This window comes from Parabacteroides faecis, assembly GCF_014647375.1.
In the GTDB taxonomy this organism is placed as follows: domain Bacteria; phylum Bacteroidota; class Bacteroidia; order Bacteroidales; family Tannerellaceae; genus Parabacteroides; species Parabacteroides faecis.
Window position 1 is genome coordinate 1 of the sequence record NZ_BMPB01000018.1, and the last position, 20,318, is coordinate 20,318.

Here is a 20,318-nt window from a genome sequence, read left to right on the forward strand (position 1 = left end):
GAGTAATATTTGTGCCGGGATCGGTAGAGGACAGATGTTCGTACTGGATGAACATATAGCACGACGTAGGGCAATACATCAGTTGTATACGGATTTATTGAAAGATGTTCCGGGAATTACGGTTCAGCAAAATCCGTCGGAGGATTTCGATTCGAACTTCTGGCTGACCTGTATTCTGGTAGATTCGGAAAAGGCAGGCTTTAGCCGTGAAGATATCCGGTTACATCTGGCAGAAGAAAATATAGAAACACGCCCTTTGTGGAAACCGATGCATCTGCAACCGGTATTTAAGCAATCACCTTTTTATGGTGACGGGGCATCGGAGAGATTGTTTGATAAAGGGCTTTGTCTACCTTCCGGTCCGACACTGACGGATGATGATATTTGCAGGGTGGTGGATGAGATAAAGAGTTTGGCTAAATAAGCTATCTTTAGTATTGTATAAACAGAAAGTCTGCTATTTCCACCCTTTTGTGAAAATAACAGACTTTTTTGCTCATCCGATCAACAATTTATACAGACTCCCGATCATTCCGAAAGCCATCAGGCATAAACCGGCAATCTCTATAGGTTCGACATGGTGTTTGTCTCCCCAGTCTCCCTGGACGAGAGCGATAGTATCGCCCCGATGCAAGTCAGGGTCACTTCCGTTTCCCGCATCAGAAGGGAGAGAAGGCTCAGGAGGAGCAGGCATAGGATCAGGACAGGGGCAGTCACCGGCTGCCGGTTTTCGCTTGCGGGGAAAGATGATCCGGGCAAGCTGGGTGAGGAAGGTGAGGATCGTTTCAAGGTACTTCATGTTAATTGAAAATTATAAATTGAATATTGAAAATTAAAGAGATGAGTCGGTTAGCTTGGTAATCGATTGAGAAATCGAGACCAGCATCCGCCTGTAGGCTTCCCGGTTATCGCCGTTTACTTCGCTGATGTATTTGCTGTAACCGATTTTGAGGGCAAAAGCTGCAGGTTTGTAGCTGACGTCGGCGGCATCGGTGTAGGCGTGGCGGATCAGGCGACCATAGTCCATGAAAGAGTGTAACGGGGCGGGATACGTACGGAAGGAGAGGGAGTCGGCACTTAGTTGTGCGGAGGTCCCTGTCCACCAGACGTTCTTTTTCCCGTAAGCGGTGATACCGAAAAAGTTATGATACCGCAGGCAAAGGTCACTTTGTCCCCAACCTGTTTCGATGGCCGCTTGTGCCAGGATAACAACCGGATTGATCCGGAAAGCTTCCCCCGCCTTTTGGGCCAGGGGAAGATACTTGGTGATAAAATCCTTTTTAGTCATAGCCTATAGGGGATTATTCGATTTCCGGTCTGTCACTGCCACCTTCTTCTTTCTTTTCTTCCGGGTCGGAGAAGGCATCGAGGCGGTCGTAACTTGTACCGGAGATCAGCTGGCGTAACATGGCGCCGGGGGTAAAGACGATACGAGGTTTCTTGAACATCATAGGGTCGAAATCTTTCAGGGTATTGGAACCCTTACTTCCGGCTACCATGCGGAAGTTACCGAATTCTCCCATTTGAATCACATTGCCGCTTTCGAGCAGCATACAGAGAACATAAATCAGACCATCGATAACCAGTTCTACTTCACCGGGTTTGGCGGTGCAATAACCGGATACCAGTTTACACAGTTTTTTGAAAGTAGTCTTCTCCATCGAACGGATCTGACCGTAATACAACTGAGCGCCTTGGGCTGCTCCTTTGCTCATGTCCTTTTTGAGGACGATTCGATACTTTAATGGCATAACTTTTTAATTGAAAATTGATAATTGAAGATTGAAAATTAGTGATGAATTCGGAAGGAATTAACCGGTGTTTTCTCTTGAATTCATTACAAATATACGATGCTGATATAAGGTGAATGAACCGGATGGAACTCAATGAGTATTTAGGGGAACTTTTTGTTGATTTTATTTCATAATATAGTTGGTATGTCAGGATTGTTTTGTACATTTAGGGAGTGATAAAACAATTTAAAATCATATTATTATGAAAGAACTATTTCAACAAAAAGCATACGGATGGCAAGAATTGGCCGTCCTTTATGCTCCGGGATTAACTCCTCATTCTGCATCGAGAAGACTTACACATTGGGTGATAATAAATAAAGAACTGTACGAACGTCTGATACGTTCCGGGTGGATTAAAGGAGTCCGTATTCTTTCTCCTTTGCAAGTTGCAATTATTGTGGATTTTTTAGGCGAACCATAATACCTTGTGTATGCAAAAAAACAATTGTTTTTGATTTCGAATACAACTGTTTTTGCTTACAAATACAATTGTTTTTGTGACTGAATACAATTGTATTTTATTTAATCGATAAATTTTAATAATCAAAACGCATAAAAAGAATGAATCCTTTTTCTTTTATTCTTATATATAATGTAGGGATTTGACAACCTTCAGGCAGGAGGTGGTGTATAGGGTTGATTTACTGTATTTTATGTGTGACAAACAAACGGCATTATGGAAATAGCTGAAAATGAGAATGTTTATACGGATGTTAAGGCCTTGATCTATTTTGGAAAATCTTATTTAAAAATACCTCGTGTAATCATAGAACGGATGTCCTCATCCAATAATAGTGAACGTATGATCGGAATAGTACATTGGTTGCTGTTTTGTTTTTGCAATTATGCCGATGGCTATGTGTCGATCAAAGGAAAACAAGAAGTTTGCCATAGAGGAGAATGCATCATCACTTACGAAAAGTTAGCCCGGTTAATGATGGTGGATAGCCGTTCGGTCAGAAGGTATGTCCACTCGCTGGAAAAGGAATCTTTGATAGAAGTGAAACGGGTAGCAAACTGTAGCTGCTTCCGTGTTTGTGGTTATAACTGTTTTACGGCTTCGGATGTCCCTGCGGAAATACCGCAAGAGAGCAAGAGAACCAGAGTGACAAAGAAAACGGTTGAGCCGGATGCGATAGCTGCGCGAAGAGTGGAGGCCGAACTGAAGATTAGTCACGGGAATGTGCCTCGTACCGACCTTCTAAAAAACTGCTGTGAATATGGAAAAGAATGTAATTGAAAGGGCTTTGCTCTGTTCTTTGTTTCTGGACCAGGTGGCGATTCTGGAAGTGGTCGGGTTGTTGCGTCCGGAGATGTTTTCCGATCCGGATCATGGGTTTATTTACGAGGCTTTTACCGATTTGTTTAATCGGAATAAACGTCCTGACCTGATCCTGGTGGAAGAGGAAATGAAAAAGAAAGACCCGGAGCGTTACCTGAAGATGGGAGGCATAGCGTACTTGTCGGATGGAATGGAGACGGTTCGCCTGGAATATAATGCCGTTGAGTATGCGCGCGAAATCCTTCGTCATTATCTGTTGGCTTGTATGCACAAACTGTTTGTACAAAAAGCATCGGAATGCCTGCAATACGGTACGGACTACCAGAAAGTGATAGAAGACTGCGAGCGCGATTTACTGCGTTTGCGAATGGATAATTCGGAGTCAGACTCGCTTCAGCCGCTTAGTGAAGTGATGAAACAATCTATAGACATTCATCTCGACCGGATGAGCCATAAGGACGATCCGGTGCGCATGCTGACCGGTATCAGCGGGCTGGACGGACTGACGGGAGGACTTTACCGGAAAGAAGTGCTGGTGTTGGGCGGTCTTCCGAGCGATGGAAAGACGGCGTTGGCGATGTTTATGGCGATGAATTTGGCTTGCAAGGGGAAGCATGTGCTTCATTTTAGTTTTGAAATGACCGGGGATCAGACTGCCGCTCGTTTTTTTGCCGGTTATGCCGATGTGGAGGCAGCCCGACTGCGTATCGGGGGACTTCGTGAGGAGGATATCGATCGGATGAAACGGTATGCCTCCGGTATGGAAAGAATGCCTTATTATTTTGCGAATGTTTCTTCTATGAGCCTCGAGGCATTGCGGGCGGAGGTGATGCTCCGGAGCCGGAAGGGCGAATGCGATGCTGTCGTGATCGATTACCTGCATACACTTGCTCCACCGACGAAAAAGGGGGAGACGCAGGAGTCTGTGATCCGTAATACCATAACGGCATTGAAACGTATTGCAGTGGAGGCTAATTGTGCCATGTTGGTCGTTTCGCAGTTGAACCGCGAGGTGTTGAAACGTGCTGAGAATGGTTTTGTTCCGATGATGAGCGATTTACGTGATTCGGGAGCCATTGAGTTTGTGGCGGATTGTGTGGTGATCATCAATCGTCCGGAACGTTTCGAGAAGAATCTGGACAAATACGGAGAGAATGCCTCACACCTGGTCAAGTTGTATGTCCTGAAAAATCGTAACGGATCGACAGGTATTGCCGAACTATACAGGAATGATACCTATACGTCTTTTGTGAATCCGGGTGGTAACTTACATTTTGAAGATTGATGAACAGACTGGAAATTTCATCATTCAAGGAACGGGTTGATCTGGTAAAGGTGGTCGGCCATTTCCTGACACTCGAAAAGAAAGGGGCGGCTTATCTGGGATTGTGTCCTTTCCATGACGATCATCATCCCTCGTTGCGGGTAGATCCGGTAAAAGGGGTATACCACTGTTTTAGTTGCGGGGCAGGAGGGGACGTTTTTCGTTTTGTACAGGAAAAGGAAGGATGCGGTTTTAGTGAGGCGGTCCGTATCTGTGCGGATATCTGTCGTTTGTCCGTTCCCGTACCTGATGCGGGAGTACGGAAGCTGGTAAAGCAACCGGCCGGAAAGGATAGTTCCCGTGCGGTTTCACATCTGGTGAAGAGGCAGGCTGTTGCTCCTACGGTTGAAGAGAATCGACAGTATGGGCAGACGTTACTGCTGTATGATCCGGGGATGGAAGAGTTGGTGAAGACGTATGTTGCTTTTGGAGTGGGTATTGCACCGGCTGTCGTGCCGGATGCCTGGAAGTTTACACGCGGGCGGATTGTCTTCCCGATTCATAATGCCGGAGGGGAATTGGTCGCTTTTGCAGCCCGTTACAAGGGGGAATTGCCTTCCAAAAAGATCGCAAAGTATCTGAATAGTGAGACCTGTACTATTTATAAAAAAGATGAATTACTTTATGGTTGGCACCGAGCGGTAGAGACTGTGCGTGAAACAGGAGTGGTTTTCCTGACTGAAGGATATAAGGATACGTTGGCGATGCATGCGGCTGGTTTTACTAATACGGTTGCTATATGTGGCACGAATTTGTCGGAACATCATATTGCCATGCTTCGGAAGGTGACTTCTACGGTTTGTTTGTTTCTGGATGCCGACGAAGCAGGACGGAAGACGGTGGCGGAGGTTATTCCAAAACTGTATAAAGCCGGTTTGCAAGTGGTGGATATACTTCCGGAAAGCGGAAAGGATGCGGATGAGATGTTCCGCCTGATGGGGCGTGAGGTATTTATCCGGTGGGTGAAAAAAGGGATGCTATCTCCGGCGAGACGGAGAGCGGAGTCGTTGTTGGTTGCTGCCTGTCACCGTTGGCCGGATACATGTTGCCTGACGGAAGAAGGGGAAGAAGTTCTTTATGTGGATAGTATCCGGAAGATTCTTTCCTGTGACGATTTGTTACCGGGAGATAGTCTGGTATCTTTGCCTGATGCAGAACTGCAAAGCCTCCGGGCGGAGGATAAAGAGCTGGATAAACAGTATGCTTTGCATACGGATCCGCTGCATAGTGACCGGGTGCGTCGCAGTGAATTGGTCCGTTATCTTTTTCTGGGTTATTTGGAGGTACGCCTGGTTGACCGTGTCCGGCAGGACCTCTATCGTTTATCCCATACTTTTGCCGATGAAGAGTCGCGTGTTCTTTTATTATCTGATTTACAGTATCAACGAAATTATTTAAGTAGCGTCTCCTGTGAATTGGGCAGGAGATAATCAGCATCTTATTTTATATCTGAAATAAATGAAAATAATATCAGACTTAATTCTTTTGGGAAGTATGTGTATACTTCCTTTAACTTCTTATGCTCAGTTTACCAAAGGTTTGAGCTACCGGGCGGAGACTGGCGTCAGTTTTAGCGGAGGGGAACATACACCTTTCTGGCTGACAGCGAACAAACAAGGTCTTTCCTCTATCGAAAAGAATAACGGTTATCTGCGTGCCGGGATTTTCCGGGAGATGGAAGAGGATAAACGCTTTTCGTATGCTTTCGGGGCGGATCTGGCTGTAGCCTATAATTTTACGTCGACATTCATTGTTCAGCAATTATATGCCGATTTGAAATATCGCTGCCTGGGACTGAGTATAGGTAGTAAGGAACGGTATAGTGAATTCAATAATCCGCTTTTAAGTAGCGGGGGATTGACGTTTTCGGGGAATGCCCGACCGATTCCGCAAGTGCGTATCGGTATTCCGGAATATACCGTTGTACCGGGGACGAAAGGGTGGCTGGCCTTCAAAGGGCATGTTGCTTATGGCATGTTTACGGATGATGGTTGGCAGAAGGATTTCGTAGTTCCGGGGAATAAATATACGGAACATGTGCTTTATCATTCCAAAGATCTGTATGTGAAGGTTGGCAATCGGGAGAAACTCCCACTGATCTTTGAAGGAGGACTGGAGATGGCTGCACAGTTTGGAGGGAATGCGTTTAGAGGGAATGAAAAGATTGATATGCCGAATGGGATAAAGGATTTCTTTAAAGTGTTTATTCCGAGCGGAGGTGGTAGTGATACTCCAATGGGAGAGCAAACGAATATCTATGGCAACCATTTGGGTAGTTGGAATTTTTCACTCACCTGGTATGCTCCGCAGGACTGGACGGTTCGCCCTTATTATGAACATTATTTTGAGGATCATTCACAGATGTTCGGGGAATATGGCTGGAAGGACTGCCTGGCTGGGATAGAAATAACGTTTCCTGAAAATCCTATCGTTAGCAGTTTTGTTTACGAATATATTTCAACAAAGGATCAGACAGGTCCTGTTTATTGGGATCATACACCGGAGATACCGGAACAGGTGAGTGGATCTGATAATTATTATAATCATGGTATCTACACCGGCTGGCAACATTGGGGAATGGGTATTGGAAATCCTCTTATAATGTCTCCTATATATAATGAGGATGGGAGCATCAGTTTTAAAAGTTCACGTATGCAAGGACATCATTTGGGAATAATGGGAAATCCTTGTGCCGATTTGCAATACCGTGTCCTTTTATCCGTTACACGTAATTGGGGAACCTATGCATTGCCATTTTATGAAATCAAAAAGAACGGAAACGCTTTAGCCGAATTAAAATATACTCCCCATAAGTTGAAAGGCTGGGATTTTACCGCATCATTGGGACTAGACCGAGGTGCTATGTTGGGTAAAAGTGTCGGTGGAATGTTAACAATCAGAAAAACAGGATGGATACGATGAAAAGATATATAATAGCCGTGCTACTAATGTTGATAGTTAGCGCTTGCGGAAAAATGCCGATTAACGGAGACCTGGATGGTCGTTGGCAAATTATGAAGATAGAATATGTTTCCGGAGAAGAAGAAACACCGGAACGGGCTTATTATAGTGTGGCATTGCATACGATCAACCTGATGCAAGTCGGTGTTACGAGCCAAACAGGAAATATGGAATATACCGGAGATTCGCTATTTGTCGAAATGCCGGTCAGTAAAATTGAAGATCTATTGCCTTTCGGCATGAATGATACGAAGCAACGTTTCGGAGTAAAAGAATTAACGTCGAAACATCTGGTATTACAATCGGATTATGCTCGGTTGGAGTTCAGAAAGTTTTGATTCAGAATTTATCAAAATTGAACTATCCTATAATCAAAGTGACATGACTATTACAGGTTCATTTGCCGTTGGTTTTAACCAACGGTCTACAGATTGTATCCCTTTTTTGGCTTTAGCCGCATTTCTCTTAAATAGCGAGACCGTTTAAAATGGGACTAAAGTCCAATGAGATAGATCATTTACCAATCCGTCAGCTGAAGCAGACGGCAAATGAACCTGTAACTAAGTATGTCTTATTGATGACTGAGACTTATGCTCAGATAGGTTCACTTCTTTCTAATCTTGAAATAACAAAAACAAATAACAATATGAATACCGTAATCAGAAATGTATTATTAGGGGGATTACTGTGGCTGGCTGTACCACTGGCTGCACAGGTACCCCAGGATGTGATTGACAAGGCGAAAGCCGCTGGTATGACGGATGACCAGATCCGTCAGGAGATAAATAAGCGAATGGGACAATCGGGTACGACCCCGGCAACCGGGGCAGCCTCTGATGCAGTCGTTACCGACCGTGTCGTTGCTACTACCCCGGGAAAGGAAGTCCTTCCCCTGGAGCAGCAGCGCGATATGAACCGTCCGGAAAAGGCTTTGAAAGAAACCGTTTTCGGACGTGAGATCTTTTCAAACAAGAACCTGTCTTTCGAGCCTGACCTCAATCTGCCGACACCCAAGAATTATATATTGTCTGCAGGAGATGAATTACTGATCAATGTCTGGGGAGATTCCGAACTGAACCTGAAACTGAAAGTTTCTGCCGAAGGGGTTATCCTGATCCCTAATCTGGGACCTGTATCGGTTAGCGGCCTTACGATCGAAGCAGCGGAAAGCCGTATCCGTCAGGAGTTGGGACGGATCATGGCCACGTTGTCCGGTAATACGGACGGAGGAAATACGTTTGTCTCTGTCAGCTTAAGCCAGATACGCAGCATCAAAGTAAATATAGTGGGCGAGGTCGTTGCTCCGGGAACCTATACGTTACCTTCTTTTGCTACCCTGTTCAATGCGCTGTATGCTGCAGGCGGTGTAAATGAGATCGGTTCGCTTCGTGGTATCAAAGTCTATCGAAACAGTAAAGAGGTAGCCAGCCTCGATGTGTACGATTACTTGTTAAACGGTAAATACAAGACCAATATCCGCCTGGAAGAGAACGATATGATAATAGTACCGACATATGACCAGTTGGCGGTAGTGCAGGGAAAGGTAAAACGCAACCGTATCTTTGAAATGAAGAAAGGGGAGACGTTGCAACAGTTACTTCGTATGTCGGGAGGTTTTACGGGAGATGCTTATACGAAAGATGTTCGCGTAAAGCGTAAAGCAGGCAGTCGGTATCAGATCGCCACGGTAAAGGAAGAGTCTTATCCTACCTTTGCCATGATGGACGGTGATTCTTTGCTGGTGGATTCGGTCATTCCTTTTTATGAAAACCGTTTAACGATCCTGGGTGCTGTCTGGCGTCCGGGCGAATATGAGTTGAATCCGTCGGTACATACTGTGAAACAGCTGGTCGATCAGGCAGCCGGTCTGAAAGGTGATGAGTTTGCGGGTCGTGCGCAGATCACCCGTCTGAATCCGGACTTTACTACGACATTGATCGCAGTGGATATCCGTGGAATACTGAACGGAACGTCTGCGGATATAGAATTGAAGCCGGAAGATCAGTTGAATGTCCTTTCTTTATTCGATCTTCGTGAGCCTTATACGATCAAGGTTAGCGGTGCTGTGAATTTTGTTGATACGGTTCTTCCTTACCGGAATAACCTGACGGTGGAAGATGCTATAATGATGGCCGGTGGTTTGAAGGAATCGGCAGCCACCGTGAATGTGGAAGTGGCTCGCCGCATCAAAGATCCTAAAACAGAAGAGAACAGTAACCGTACGGCTGATGTCTTTAACTTTACTTTGAACGATAACCTGGGGTTGGTTCCTGCCGGTGGAAAGACAACGGATACTGTTTTTACGTTGGAGCCGTTCGATGAGGTATATGTCCGCTTTTCTCCGGGTTATCAGGAACAGCAGGTGGTACGTATAGATGGCGAGATCACTTTCTCGGGTGATTATGTGCTTGCAGAAAAGAATTCTCGCCTGAGTGATATCATCGCTAAGGCCGGTGGGGTCACTCCAGATGCCTATATAAAAGGAGCGAGCCTGAAGCGTCAGCTGACTGAAGATGAGATGCGGCGGTTGGAGACCTTGCTGGAATTGAGTTCGAACAAGGAGAGTCGTGACTCGGTGGCATTGTCGCTGGCTAATATCAAGGACTATTCAGTGGGTATCGATCTGGAGAAGGCATTGGCCAATCCCGGGAGTGCACATGATGTGGTCCTGCGTGACGGGGATGCCCTTTATATCCCGCAGTTACAGAGTACGGTGAAGATAAACGGTGCGGTAACTTATCCGAACAGCGTCACTTACACAAAGGGTATGTCAGTGGGTAAATGTCTTTCTCAGGCGGGAGGTTATAACGATATCGCCCGTAAATATCCGATCGTGATCTACATGAACGGAAAGGTAGCAACCACGAAAAAGACTTTTATCTTCTTCAAACGTTATCCGAAGGTAGAGCCCGGCTGCGAGATCGTAGTTCCGAGCAAGACACAGCGTGACCGTAAGACCAGCCTGGCTGAAGTCCTGAGTATTGCCAGTTCAACGACATCGATGGCTGCCATGGTTACCTCTATCATCAATACACTGAAATAATTTTCAATTTTCAATCTTTAATTTTCAATTAACAAGGTGGACATGATTCAAATGAACGCTCCTGATATGGATACTAACGAGCAGGAGATAGATTTAATAGAGTTAGCTAAACGGTTATGGGGGGAACGTAAGTTCTTGTTCAAATGCTGTGGAGTCGCGATAGTTGTAGGATTGGTTGTTGCTTTCAGCATCCCTAAAGAATATAGTACGACGGTGAAGCTGGCACCTGAAACGTCTGACCCGTCTAAGAAGATGGGGAATCTGGGTGGTTTGGCAGCAATGGCAGGCATAAACTTGGGTTCTTCGGCAGGTTCGGATGCCATCTCTCCGGATCTTTATCCGGATGTGGTACAGAGTATTCCTTTTCTGTTGGAGTTGTTTCCGGTACAGGTTAAGAGTGAAAAAGGCGATTACTCATCGACATTGTACGAATATATGGATGAGCATCAGAAAAGTGCGTGGTGGAGTTATGTGATAAAGGCTCCTTTCAAACTACTTGGCTGGATAAAAGATCTGTTTTTGAAAGAAGAGATAAATAGTAATGGAGAATTGACTTCTTTCAGGTTAACAAAAGAACAGGCAGATGTGATAAAAGATATGCAGAAGCGTATCTCTGCCTCCGTGGATAAAAAGACATTGGTAATAACTGTCTCCGTTCAGATGCAGGATCCATTGATCTCAGCAAGCCTTACTCAGATAGTCCTGGAAAAGCTTCAGGGGTACATAACCAATTATCGTACGCAGAAGGCCAAACAGGACCTGGAGTTTACAGAGAAAGTATTCGGCGAAGCCCGTGAGTCTTATTACAAAGCTCAACGTGCGTATGCCGCTTTCGAAGATGCGAACAAAAACATCATCTCTGCCAGTTACCGTACGGAACAGGAGCGTTTGAAGAATGAAATGACGCTGACCTTCAATGTTTACAATACATTAGCTCAGAAGCTGGAACAGGATAAGCTCCGTGTCCAGGAACAAACTCCTGTTTATACGGTGATCAGCCCGGCTACGGTACCGTTAAAGCCTGCTTCACCTAAGAAATCCCTGATACTGGTTGGCTTTGTCTTTCTGGCTCTGTTTGGGGGAATCGGGTATTTGTTTGTAAAGGATATGTTTGAAAAAAATAAATTAGTAGAGGAGGATTATTTGCCGGTGGAATAAATCTGCTCCCCCTGATTTTATGGGCATGACATATACGTTTATATTCTTTATTTTGCATTTTATCGTGCAATAAAGGTTGTCTACAAATAAAATTTTATCAATTTATGTTTTTTCGATAATTTTATGATCGTTAGTAAGAGATGAATGATATTTGATTATATTTTGATAACTAATTAAAACGAACAAAAATGGGAAAGAACAAGTATGTAATTGAAGTAAAAACAGGGGGGCGTGATAACGCAGGAACTGATGCTGGAGTATTTATCCAATTAACGGGTGATAAAGGCATCAGCGGTGAAATAGAATTGGATGACTCAAAAGATAATTTTGAGAAAAACATGTTGGATAAATTTACTATTGAAACAGAAGATGTAGGTCGTTTACGTAAAATTAAGCTTTTTCATAATAATAAAGGGAGAAATGCAGGTTGGTTTGTTGATTATGTAGCAATCACAGATAAAAATAGGAACCTGACATGGAAAGTGGATATTTATTCGTGGTTGGAAAAAGAAAACCTGTCTGTTGTAAAAGATATACCGCTAGGACAATTTACGACAGCCCCCTCTAAATCATATGAAATCATAGACCGAATATATGTAAAACCGTTTATAAATGAAAGTTCTTCGAAAATAACAGTTAAAGACTGCTTTAAACATACATATCATCAGGGATATATTGTTGATTTGAAAAGTGCTACAACAGCAAAAACAGGTGTGGCGATTGACGCTTCTTTTTTTGGAGTTGGTACAAGTTTTTCAGCAGAGTTGACGAAGGAACTATCAAAGCAGAAGCATGTAGAAGAGAAAAATATGTTAACAAAAACGGTTGATTATTCATTTGATTTACCTGCTAATTCAAAGGTTACAGTAGTGTCTATATTTTATCAGCACTGTGAAGATGGTTTTATTGACATTGATGGTGTGAAAATAAAGTATAGTGGTAAATTAGAAATGGATAGAAATATTTGTATTTTAGAAGGGATAAAGTCGGAACAAGAGGCGCTGAATATAATAGAAGAGTATAAAGGAGGACCAATTGCTAAAAGAATGACTGTTGGCCACTCTTCTTTGTTGGAAGCAAAAGAATACACTTATAAAAGTACTGTTAAACAGATGATGTCTAGAGCTGAAATGACAGGAATTGTACAAAACGTTCAGATTAGTTCTTCAGAGAAGTAAATAGCCGGGACTTGTTAAAGCACTTCTGTTTAAATGAATGTTTATAAAAAGCCTGTTCTACATTGGTAAGGAGAACAGGCTTTTTTGATTGTTATTTCAACTCTTTTAAACGTATATTTTTATATTCAATTTTCATGGGAGGTCCGACATGAACCTGTACACCTATTAAACCATCCATTCTTCGGCCGTCAGGATCATCGTCTATGATTATACTCATAACTTTTCCGTTGATAAGATGTATGATGACATTGTCTCGGGCAATGATGTGAGCTTCGTTCCAACCGTTCTTGTTTATAGTATTCCACATTTCATCTTTATCTCCTAGTTGTGAAATGACTTGAGGCGTTTTTCCGGTACGTATTTGGGTCATTTGGCCTCTCAAAGCAAGCCATTCCCGACCTTTTTCTTCATAATTCTGTCCAGTCCAGGCACCCTCACCGTCAATGTCTAACTGATAACCTTTCAGTGCATATTTTTGTCCCTTTGGAGAATAGGAGACACTTCGGTAATTGATTCCGCTGTTTCCTTTGTCTGAAACGCGGTACTGCATTTTTAATTCGAAATTACGAGGTGTTCCTCCCTGCCAGATGATAAATGAATTCTGTTGCAGTAAAGTCTCAGGAGTTACGACTCCGGTGAGAACACCGTCTTTGACACTCCAGTATGTGGGATCTCCCTTCCATCCGTTTAATGTTTTACCATCGAAAATAGAAACAAAACCCTCCTCATCTGTGTTTTCGACAGGAAAGATGGGATCGGCAAATATTGCTATCGGTGTAAATGCTAGTCCGATACAAAAGACTTTGAATAGTTTGGAAATTTTTTTTGTAGAATGTTTCATAAAAATTGAGTTTAGATTTTATCTTTACCACAAAGATAAGATTAAAAAAAGGAAAGAGGAATGGATGGTAATATAATAGTTATAAATAAGCTATTTAGAGTAAATTTCGAGGGAGAGTAAATCTGGGTAGATTTTCTGTAAAATAAAAAAGACGATGTACATTGACTGTACGTCGCCTTTTATGCTTATTCTTCAAATTGTTGCGGAGACAGGACTCGAACCTATGACCTTTGGGTTATGAGCCCAACGAGCTACCACTGCTCCACTCCGCGATATAGTTGCTATCATTCCTGATTGCGAGTGCAAAGGTATGAATTATTTCTTATAATCCAAATTATTTTACAAAAAGTTTTTCCTTTTCGGTTGAAAACTGAGGAATGAGGATGATTTTGGTAACAAAATGACACATCTACCAGGTTGAATGTAAGGTAGATGTGTCGTTTTTGTTTTATAATTCATTTTCTTCAAAATCTTTTGCCTCATATACATGGAGCATCTTCTTCAGATGACCGATCTGCTGCTGCATGGACTCGATACGGTTCAGTAGATGGTGGATAGCATCGATTCCCTCGAAGTTGATCGCCAGGTCGTAATACATACGCGTATACCTTTCGATGTCGTACAATTGTTCCGCTTTCAAATATTTCTCACCTTCGACGATGCGGATTTCAATTAGTCCGCCTTCTTCCAGCCTGAAGATGAAAGAAGGTTCGATATGGCATATCCGGCAATATTCGTTGACTATAATTAAATCTGTTTGCATAGTACTCGTGTTTTATTGATTAAGACTCTGTATTTCGCGGAACAACTCTTTCTGTTTTTCCGTCAGATTCGTCGGTATCTCGATAGAGTAGGTGACGATCAGGTCGCCGAATTGTCCGTCTTTTTTATAGACGGGGAATCCTTTGCCTTTCAGCCGTACCTTGCTGTTGTTCTGCGTACCGGGAGCCACTTTCAGTTTGACCTTACTTTCCATCGTTTCGATGATCTGTTCGCCACCCAGGATGGCGGTGTACAGGTTCAGCGGAGCTGTTACGTACAGGTCGTCGCCAACCCGTTTGAAGCGGCCGTCTTCACCTATGCTGAACGTGATGTATAAGTCACCTGCCGGTCCGCCGTTTACGCCCGGACCACCCTGGCCTTTCAGCTTGATGGTTTGTCCGTCGGCTATACCGGCCGGTACGGTGATACGCAGGTTCTTGCCGTTAACGGTAATGACCTGTTTGTGCGTTTTGGCAGCATCTGCCAAAGAGACATGCAATTCTGCATTATAGTCCTGGCCACGGAATGCATAGTTGCCTCTGCCGCCGCTTCGACCGCCTCCGCCGAACATGGACTCAAAGAAGTCAGAGAAACCGCTTCCGTCGTCTGAAGCGCTCCACTGGGCACCTCCGCCGTTACCGCCAAAACCTCCGAAGCCACCCTGGTACTGCCCGTACTGATTCTGTTGAGCCTCGAATTGATCGGCATGTTTCCAGTTTTCACCGTATTGATCGTATTTCTTTCGTTTTTCCGGATCGCTCAAAACTTCATTGGCTTCGTTGATCTCCTGAAATTTCCGGTGGGCATCCGGGTCATTCGGGTTCAGGTCCGGATGATATTTACGGGCTAGCTTCTTATACGCCTTTTTGATATCGTCCTGCGAAGCGCCTTTGTTCACCCCAAGAATGTTGTAATAGTCTATATAAGCCATATTATTTATATTGTTAAATCTTTTGTCGGTTGATATCCATACATCTACATTACAATAAACATGCCGGGGGGTAATTTGATCTTTTAATTTTGGCTAATAAAGATTAGAGAAGATGAAAAATAGAAAAAGGCCTTCAGTTTTTACTGAAAGCCTTTTTGGATAGTTGCGGAGGCAAGACTCGAACTTACGACCTTTGGGTTATGAGCCCAACGAGCTACCACTGCTCCACTCCGCGATATTGTTTACAATTATTTCGTGATTGCGAGTGCAAAGGTATGGATTTTCTCTTACAAAACAAATTTATTGCAAGTTTTTTTTAATATACTTGGTAAAACCAATCTTTTTTAGGTACTTTGCGCACAGTTTTAATCAAAATGTGCAATACAATGCCGATGACAGTTTCTAAAACACGCGATATGTTGGTGGATGTGGCCAGGCAATTGTTTGCCCGCATGGGGGTTGATAATACGACAATGAACGATATTGCACAGGCTTCCAAGAAAGGCAGACGTACGTTATATACGTATTTCAAGAGTAAGAATGAGATTTATCTGGCCGTGGTAGAATCGGAGCTGGATCAATTATATAAAATGCTGCTTGATGTTGCCGGAAAGGATTTGCCAGCTGATGAGAAGTTGATGACATTCATCTATTCCAGATTGGATGCTATCAAGGCACTCGTGTTTCGTAACGGTACACTGAAAGCAAACTTTTTCCGTGATATATGGCGGGTAGAGAAGGTTCGTAAGAGCTTCGATATACGTGAGACAGAATTATTGAAGGGAATTTTGGATGCAGGAGTAAAGGAAGGCATTTTTGCAATGCCGGATACGGAAATTACAGCAGTTGTGCTACATCATGCCTTGAAGGGACTGGAAGTTCCTTATATAAGGGGTATTATGGGAGATAATATCAGCCAGCGGATTAAGCGGAGAGATAATGTAATGAATTTAATATTCAACGGAATAAAGATAAAGTAAACCAGAGATGTTTATTAATGCAACAGGGTTTTATGTGCCTGAAGAGCGGGTGCACAACCAACATTTTTTGGAATTAAACGGGTTGACAAGTGAGTGGATTGAACAGCGTACGGGTATTAAAACCCGGTCCAAGGCCAAACCGGAAGAGAATATTTGTACAATGGGTATAGAAGCCGTACGTAATGCACTGCCAAAATTGCCGTATGATATTACGGAAGTCGACTTGATTATTTCGGCATCCTATTCTCCGTACGATACAGTTGCTACAGCGGCTCATTATACGCAGCGTGAGTTCAATATTACAGAGGCGAAAGCGCTGTATTTGTCTTCCGCATGTTCCTCTTTTTTGAATGCGCTGGAAGTTGTGGAAGGTTATTTTGCTATGGGCAAGGCGACAAAGGCTTTGATCCTTTCGGCAGATAAGAATTCAGCTTATTATAACGAGACAGATCCGAAAGCCGGTCACCTCTGGGGAGATGCGGCAGCGGCATTCTTTATCTCTAAAGAGCGTGTGACTGAGAATGATCCTCATATCATTGAGATATTTACACAGGGCCTGGGACATTTGAGTAAAGGTCCGGAAGGTGTCCAGCTACGTCCCCGCGACGGTGGTATCCTGATGCCGGAAGGTCGCGACGTCTTTATCCAGGCTTGTACCTATATGCCTAAGAATGCGTTGTATCTGCTGGAAAAGAACGGGTTTAAGCTGGATGACCTGACTTACTTCATCGGTCACCAGGCAAATATGCGCATCATGTCGAATATTGCCAAACAACTGGGGTTGCCGGAAGAAAAGTTCCTGCATAATATCGAAGAGTTGGGTAATACCGGTTCTGTAAGTTCTGCTTTGGTGTATGCCCAGAACGATCATTCATTCAAGAAAGGCGACCTGGTTTGCCTGACGGTATTCGGTGGCGGTTATTCTGCCGGTGCTTGTCTGATACAGTGTTAATATAAACGTAAAAAGAAATAGTATGAAATTATTAGAAGGAAAAGTAGCTATTGTAACCGGTGCTGCACGCGGAATCGGTAAAGCCATCGCTTTGAAGTTTGCCTCTGAAGGTGCTAATATTGCATTTACAGACCTGGTTATCGATGAAAACGGTGAAGCAACACAGAAAGAAATCGAAGCTTTAGGTGTAAAGGCAAAAGGTTATGCTTCTAACGCAGCCAATTTTGAAGATACTCATAATGTAGTGGCAGAGATCGCGAAAGACTTCGGTCGTATCGATATTCTGGTAAACAACGCCGGTATCACGAAAGACGGTCTGATGATGCGTATGAGCGAAGGCCAGTGGGATGCTGTTCTGAATGTGAACCTGAAATCTGCTTTCAACTTCATCCATGCCTGTACTCCGATCATGATGAAACAACGTGCAGGTAACATTATCAATATGTCTTCTGTTGTCGGTGTTCATGGTAACGCAGGCCAGAGCAACTATTCTGCCTCAAAGGCCGGTATGATCGGTCTGGCTAAATCGGTCGCTCAGGAACTGGGTTCACGCGGTATCCGTGCGAATGCGATCGCTCCGGGCTTCATCATTACGGATATGACAGCAAAACTGCCGGAAGAAGTGAGAGAAGAATGGAACAAGAAGATTCCTTTGCGTCGTGGCGGTACTACCGAAGATGTGGCAAATGTGGCTACATTCCTTGCTTCTGACCTGTCTGCTTATGTATCGGGCCAGGTGATCCAGGTAGATGGCGGCATGAATATGTAATATGGAAGTTATCTACGAAGACAATCATATCATCGCGGTAAATAAAACGTGCCGTGAGATTGTACAAGGAGATAAAACCGGTGATACTCCTCTTTCGGAAATGCTCAAGGCATGGCTGAAAGAGAAGTATTGTAAACCGGGAAACGTTTATATCGGTGTAACTCACCGGTTGGACCGTCCCGTTAGCGGGGTCGTTCTGTTTGCCAAGACAAGTAAGGCATTGCCCCGTCTGAATGAAATGTTCCGGCTGGGAGAGGTGAAAAAGACGTACTGGGCAATCGTAAAAAACTGTCCTCCTGCGGAAGAAGGCGAGTTGGTAGACTGGCTGGTCCGTAACGAGAAACAGAACAAGAGTTACGCTTACGATACCGAACGTCCGGATTCCAAGAAAGCGATTTTGCATTATAAGGTGATTGCCCGTTCGGATAATTATTTCCTGCTGGAGATAGACCTGAAAACAGGACGCCATCACCAGATACGTTGCCAGCTGGCTAAAATGGGATGTCCGATCAAAGGGGATCTTAAATATGGGGCGGACCGTTCGAATAAAGACGGTGGTATCAGCTTGCATTCCCGTAGTGCCGAATTTATCCATCCGGTATCTAAACAAAACATACAGATCATAGCTCCCGTGCCTGACGATAATTTATGGAAAAGTATATCCGAGAGGTTATAGCGGAATAAAAAGAGATAAAATAAAAAAAAGCCGTATTCAATATGAATTTACTCATTTGAATACGGCTTCTTTTTTTATCTTTGTTTTCCGTTATGTGTTATTAATTAATGAATAGACCATGAAAAAGCTATTGACAATACTATTGTGCTCGGCATCCGCTACTTTCGGGCTGGCACAGCAGCAGACTTATTTTTCCAACCCTGTTATTCACGGAGATCTGGCAGACCCATCTGTCATGCGGATCGGGGAGACTTATTATGCAACCGGAACTTCCTCGGAATGGGCTCCTTATTATCCGGTATTCTCTTCTTCCGATCTGGTCAACTGGAAACCGGAGGGACATGTATTCGACCGGAAGCCGGACTGGACCAAATCTTCTTTCTGGGCTCCGGAGTGGTATTACCACAAAGGGAAAGTGTATGTTTATTATACAGCCCGTAAAGAGTCTGATAATATATCGTGTATCGGGGTGGCTGTAGCCGATTCTCCGACGGGAGAGTTCAAAGATTTCGGTCCGGTTGTCGAGTTCGGCAAGGAAGCGATCGACGCTTTTATCCTGGAAGATAACGGGCAGCTTTATATCAGTTGGAAGGCATACGGGCTGGACCAGCGTCCGATTGAGTTGCTCGCCTGTAAACTGACCGACGACGGTCTGCGTTTGGATGGGGAACCTTTCTGTTTGCTCCGGGATGACGAAAGACGGGGTATGGAAGGACAGCACTGGTTTAAAATGAACGGGTATTATTACATTATATATTCCGTGAACGGATGTTGCGGTCCGGATAGTGATTATGCGGTAGCGGTGGCACGTTCCAAAAAGCTGGCTGGCCCGTATGAGAAGTATGAAGGTAATCCCATTCTGCATGGAGGAAAAGATATCCTGTCTATCGGACATGGTACGCTGACGACAACTCCTGACGGGCGTATGTTTTATCTTTGCCATGCATACAGCAATGGGAATAATTTTTATCAGGGACGTCAGCCGCATCTGCAGGAAATGAGGATGGGGGGCGACAACTGGCCTTACTTTGTTACGGGTGAATATGCCAGCATGGTACAACCGATGCCGTTTACCGATTGTGTACAAAAACCGGTTTTTGATTTTGCCGATGATTTTACTGCGACCGCTCTTCGTCCCGAATGGAGTTGGAATTATCCGTATGCAGATGTGAAAGCGGAACTGAAAGCGGGAAATTTGTTTTTGAGCGGTTCTCCTAAACAGGGTGTAGGTACGGGGAATGCACTTTGCCTTCGTCCGGTGACAGCCGATTATACGTTGGAGACGGCTGTTGTAAACCGGAATGAGAGTTGGAAAGGGGTTGTTATGTATGGAGATGACAAGAACATGCTTACACTTGGCTGTGAAGCGGACCGTCTGAAGTTGAAAGCTGTGAATGACGGAAAGGAGATGGTTCTGGCGGATATGAAACAACCTGCCTCTTCTTTGTATCTCCGGATGAGTGTGAAAGACGGTGTCCATTGTTCGTTCTCCTATAGTGAAGACGGCAGGAAATGGAAAGAATTGGAGTACTCGCTTTCGCCGGAGGCTGTAAGGTCTCTTGTCCGTTGGGACCGTATTTCCCGTCCGGGATTATATCAGCAGGGAGATATAAATAAACCGGCAATTTATGGTTATTGCCGGTTGCTGAACGAATAAATAAGGTA

At 44.1% G+C, this 20,318-nt stretch carries 21 protein-coding genes and 2 tRNA genes; 15 read left to right on the forward strand and 8 right to left on the reverse strand.

What is annotated here, in order from left to right:
* Window positions 1-424 (forward strand): DegT/DnrJ/EryC1/StrS family aminotransferase (locus IEY67_RS22895; protein WP_189086833.1); only part of this gene is annotated, 424 nt, incomplete at its 5' end.
* A gap of 72 nt (window positions 425-496) precedes the next feature.
* Here the strand turns inward: IEY67_RS22895 and IEY67_RS22900 are convergent.
* Genes IEY67_RS22900 through IEY67_RS22910 form a run of 3 tightly spaced genes read right to left on the reverse strand, consistent with a single transcriptional unit; the run spans window position 497 to window position 1,751 of the window.
* The gene (locus IEY67_RS22900; RefSeq protein ID WP_183670693.1) at window positions 497-799 is read right to left on the reverse strand and encodes a hypothetical protein; all 303 of its coding nucleotides are present in this window, start codon (window positions 797-799) and stop codon (window positions 497-499) included.
* 33 nt (window positions 800-832) lie between these two features.
* The gene (locus IEY67_RS22905) at window positions 833-1,288 is read right to left on the reverse strand and encodes a glucosaminidase domain-containing protein (RefSeq protein WP_183670691.1); all 456 of its coding nucleotides are present in this window, start codon (window positions 1,286-1,288) and stop codon (window positions 833-835) included.
* A 13-nt stretch (window positions 1,289-1,301) separates the two neighbouring features.
* Window positions 1,302-1,751: an HU family DNA-binding protein gene (locus IEY67_RS22910; RefSeq protein WP_122353031.1), complete on the reverse strand. Its 450-nt coding sequence runs from the start codon at window positions 1,749-1,751 to the stop codon at window positions 1,302-1,304.
* Between the two features lie 244 nt (window positions 1,752-1,995).
* Here IEY67_RS22910 and IEY67_RS22915 point away from each other — a divergent pair, with 244 nt between their 5' ends.
* From IEY67_RS22915 to IEY67_RS22955, 9 genes are all read left to right on the forward strand, one after another.
* A complete protein-coding gene (locus IEY67_RS22915) occupies window positions 1,996-2,217 on the forward strand; it encodes a DUF4248 domain-containing protein (RefSeq protein ID WP_122353032.1) in 222 nt (73 codons plus the stop codon).
* A gap of 255 nt (window positions 2,218-2,472) precedes the next feature.
* Window positions 2,473-3,036, forward strand: coding sequence for a hypothetical protein (locus tag IEY67_RS25275; RefSeq protein ID WP_229801178.1), 564 nt, complete (start codon window positions 2,473-2,475; stop codon window positions 3,034-3,036).
* Window positions 3,017-4,363, forward strand: a complete 1,347-nt coding sequence (locus tag IEY67_RS22925) for a replicative DNA helicase (protein ID WP_183670689.1) — start codon at window positions 3,017-3,019, stop codon at window positions 4,361-4,363. Before IEY67_RS25275 ends, IEY67_RS22925 begins: the two co-directional genes overlap by 20 nt.
* Window positions 4,363-5,832 (forward strand): CHC2 zinc finger domain-containing protein, encoded by a 1,470-nt coding sequence (locus IEY67_RS22930; RefSeq protein ID WP_183670687.1) that lies wholly within the window; start codon window positions 4,363-4,365, stop codon window positions 5,830-5,832. The genes IEY67_RS22925 and IEY67_RS22930 overlap by 1 nt, the downstream gene beginning before the upstream one ends.
* A 28-nt stretch (window positions 5,833-5,860) precedes the next feature.
* Complete coding sequence (locus IEY67_RS22935) at window positions 5,861-7,324, forward strand: capsule assembly Wzi family protein (RefSeq protein WP_183670685.1); 1,464 nt, start codon at window positions 5,861-5,863, stop codon at window positions 7,322-7,324.
* Complete coding sequence (locus tag IEY67_RS22940; RefSeq protein ID WP_183670683.1) at window positions 7,312-7,701, forward strand: lipocalin-like domain-containing protein; 390 nt, start codon at window positions 7,312-7,314, stop codon at window positions 7,699-7,701. The genes IEY67_RS22935 and IEY67_RS22940 overlap by 13 nt, the downstream gene beginning before the upstream one ends.
* 308 nt (window positions 7,702-8,009) lie before the next feature.
* Window positions 8,010-10,406, forward strand: a complete 2,397-nt coding sequence (locus IEY67_RS22945) for an SLBB domain-containing protein (RefSeq protein ID WP_183670681.1) — start codon at window positions 8,010-8,012, stop codon at window positions 10,404-10,406.
* A gap of 42 nt (window positions 10,407-10,448) precedes the next feature.
* Window positions 10,449-11,564: a GNVR domain-containing protein gene (locus tag IEY67_RS22950; protein ID WP_183670679.1), complete on the forward strand. Its 1,116-nt coding sequence runs from the start codon at window positions 10,449-10,451 to the stop codon at window positions 11,562-11,564.
* Between the two features lie 188 nt (window positions 11,565-11,752).
* Window positions 11,753-12,742 (forward strand): PLAT/LH2 domain-containing protein, encoded by a 990-nt coding sequence (locus IEY67_RS22955; protein ID WP_122353038.1) that lies wholly within the window; start codon window positions 11,753-11,755, stop codon window positions 12,740-12,742.
* A gap of 91 nt (window positions 12,743-12,833) precedes the next feature.
* Here the strand turns inward: IEY67_RS22955 and IEY67_RS22960 are convergent, their stop codons facing one another.
* The 5 genes from IEY67_RS22960 to IEY67_RS22980 form a co-directional block, all read right to left on the reverse strand.
* Complete coding sequence (locus IEY67_RS22960; RefSeq protein WP_183670677.1) at window positions 12,834-13,583, reverse strand: 3-keto-disaccharide hydrolase; 750 nt, start codon at window positions 13,581-13,583, stop codon at window positions 12,834-12,836.
* A gap of 200 nt (window positions 13,584-13,783) precedes the next feature.
* Window positions 13,784-13,855 (reverse strand) — tRNA-Met (locus IEY67_RS22965).
* A gap of 176 nt (window positions 13,856-14,031) precedes the next feature.
* A complete protein-coding gene (locus IEY67_RS22970) occupies window positions 14,032-14,346 on the reverse strand; it encodes a chaperone modulator CbpM (protein ID WP_122353040.1) in 315 nt (104 codons plus the stop codon).
* Between the two features lie 12 nt (window positions 14,347-14,358).
* Entirely contained in the window at window positions 14,359-15,276 is a 918-nt protein-coding gene (locus IEY67_RS22975; protein ID WP_122353041.1) for a DnaJ C-terminal domain-containing protein, read from the reverse strand.
* Window positions 15,277-15,439: 163 nt separating this feature from the next.
* Window positions 15,440-15,511 (reverse strand) — tRNA-Met (locus IEY67_RS22980).
* A 157-nt stretch (window positions 15,512-15,668) separates the two neighbouring features.
* Between IEY67_RS22980 and IEY67_RS22985 the strand changes: the two genes are divergently transcribed.
* The 5 genes from IEY67_RS22985 to IEY67_RS23005 all read left to right on the forward strand — a co-directional run bounded on the left by IEY67_RS22985 (window position 15,669) and on the right by IEY67_RS23005 (window position 20,310).
* Window positions 15,669-16,256: a TetR/AcrR family transcriptional regulator gene (locus IEY67_RS22985; RefSeq protein ID WP_305036997.1), complete on the forward strand. Its 588-nt coding sequence runs from the start codon at window positions 15,669-15,671 to the stop codon at window positions 16,254-16,256.
* A gap of 7 nt (window positions 16,257-16,263) precedes the next feature.
* Window positions 16,264-17,208 (forward strand): 3-oxoacyl-ACP synthase III family protein, encoded by a 945-nt coding sequence (locus tag IEY67_RS22990; protein ID WP_122353043.1) that lies wholly within the window; start codon window positions 16,264-16,266, stop codon window positions 17,206-17,208.
* Between the two features lie 22 nt (window positions 17,209-17,230).
* The gene (gene fabG, locus IEY67_RS22995) at window positions 17,231-17,977 is read left to right on the forward strand and encodes a 3-oxoacyl-[acyl-carrier-protein] reductase (RefSeq protein ID WP_122353044.1); all 747 of its coding nucleotides are present in this window, start codon (window positions 17,231-17,233) and stop codon (window positions 17,975-17,977) included.
* A 1-nt stretch (window position 17,978) separates the two neighbouring features.
* Window positions 17,979-18,653 (forward strand): RluA family pseudouridine synthase, encoded by a 675-nt coding sequence (locus tag IEY67_RS23000; protein WP_183670675.1) that lies wholly within the window; start codon window positions 17,979-17,981, stop codon window positions 18,651-18,653.
* A gap of 118 nt (window positions 18,654-18,771) precedes the next feature.
* A complete protein-coding gene (locus IEY67_RS23005) occupies window positions 18,772-20,310 on the forward strand; it encodes a family 43 glycosylhydrolase (protein WP_183670673.1) in 1,539 nt (512 codons plus the stop codon).
* Window positions 20,311-20,318 lie beyond the last annotated feature (8 nt).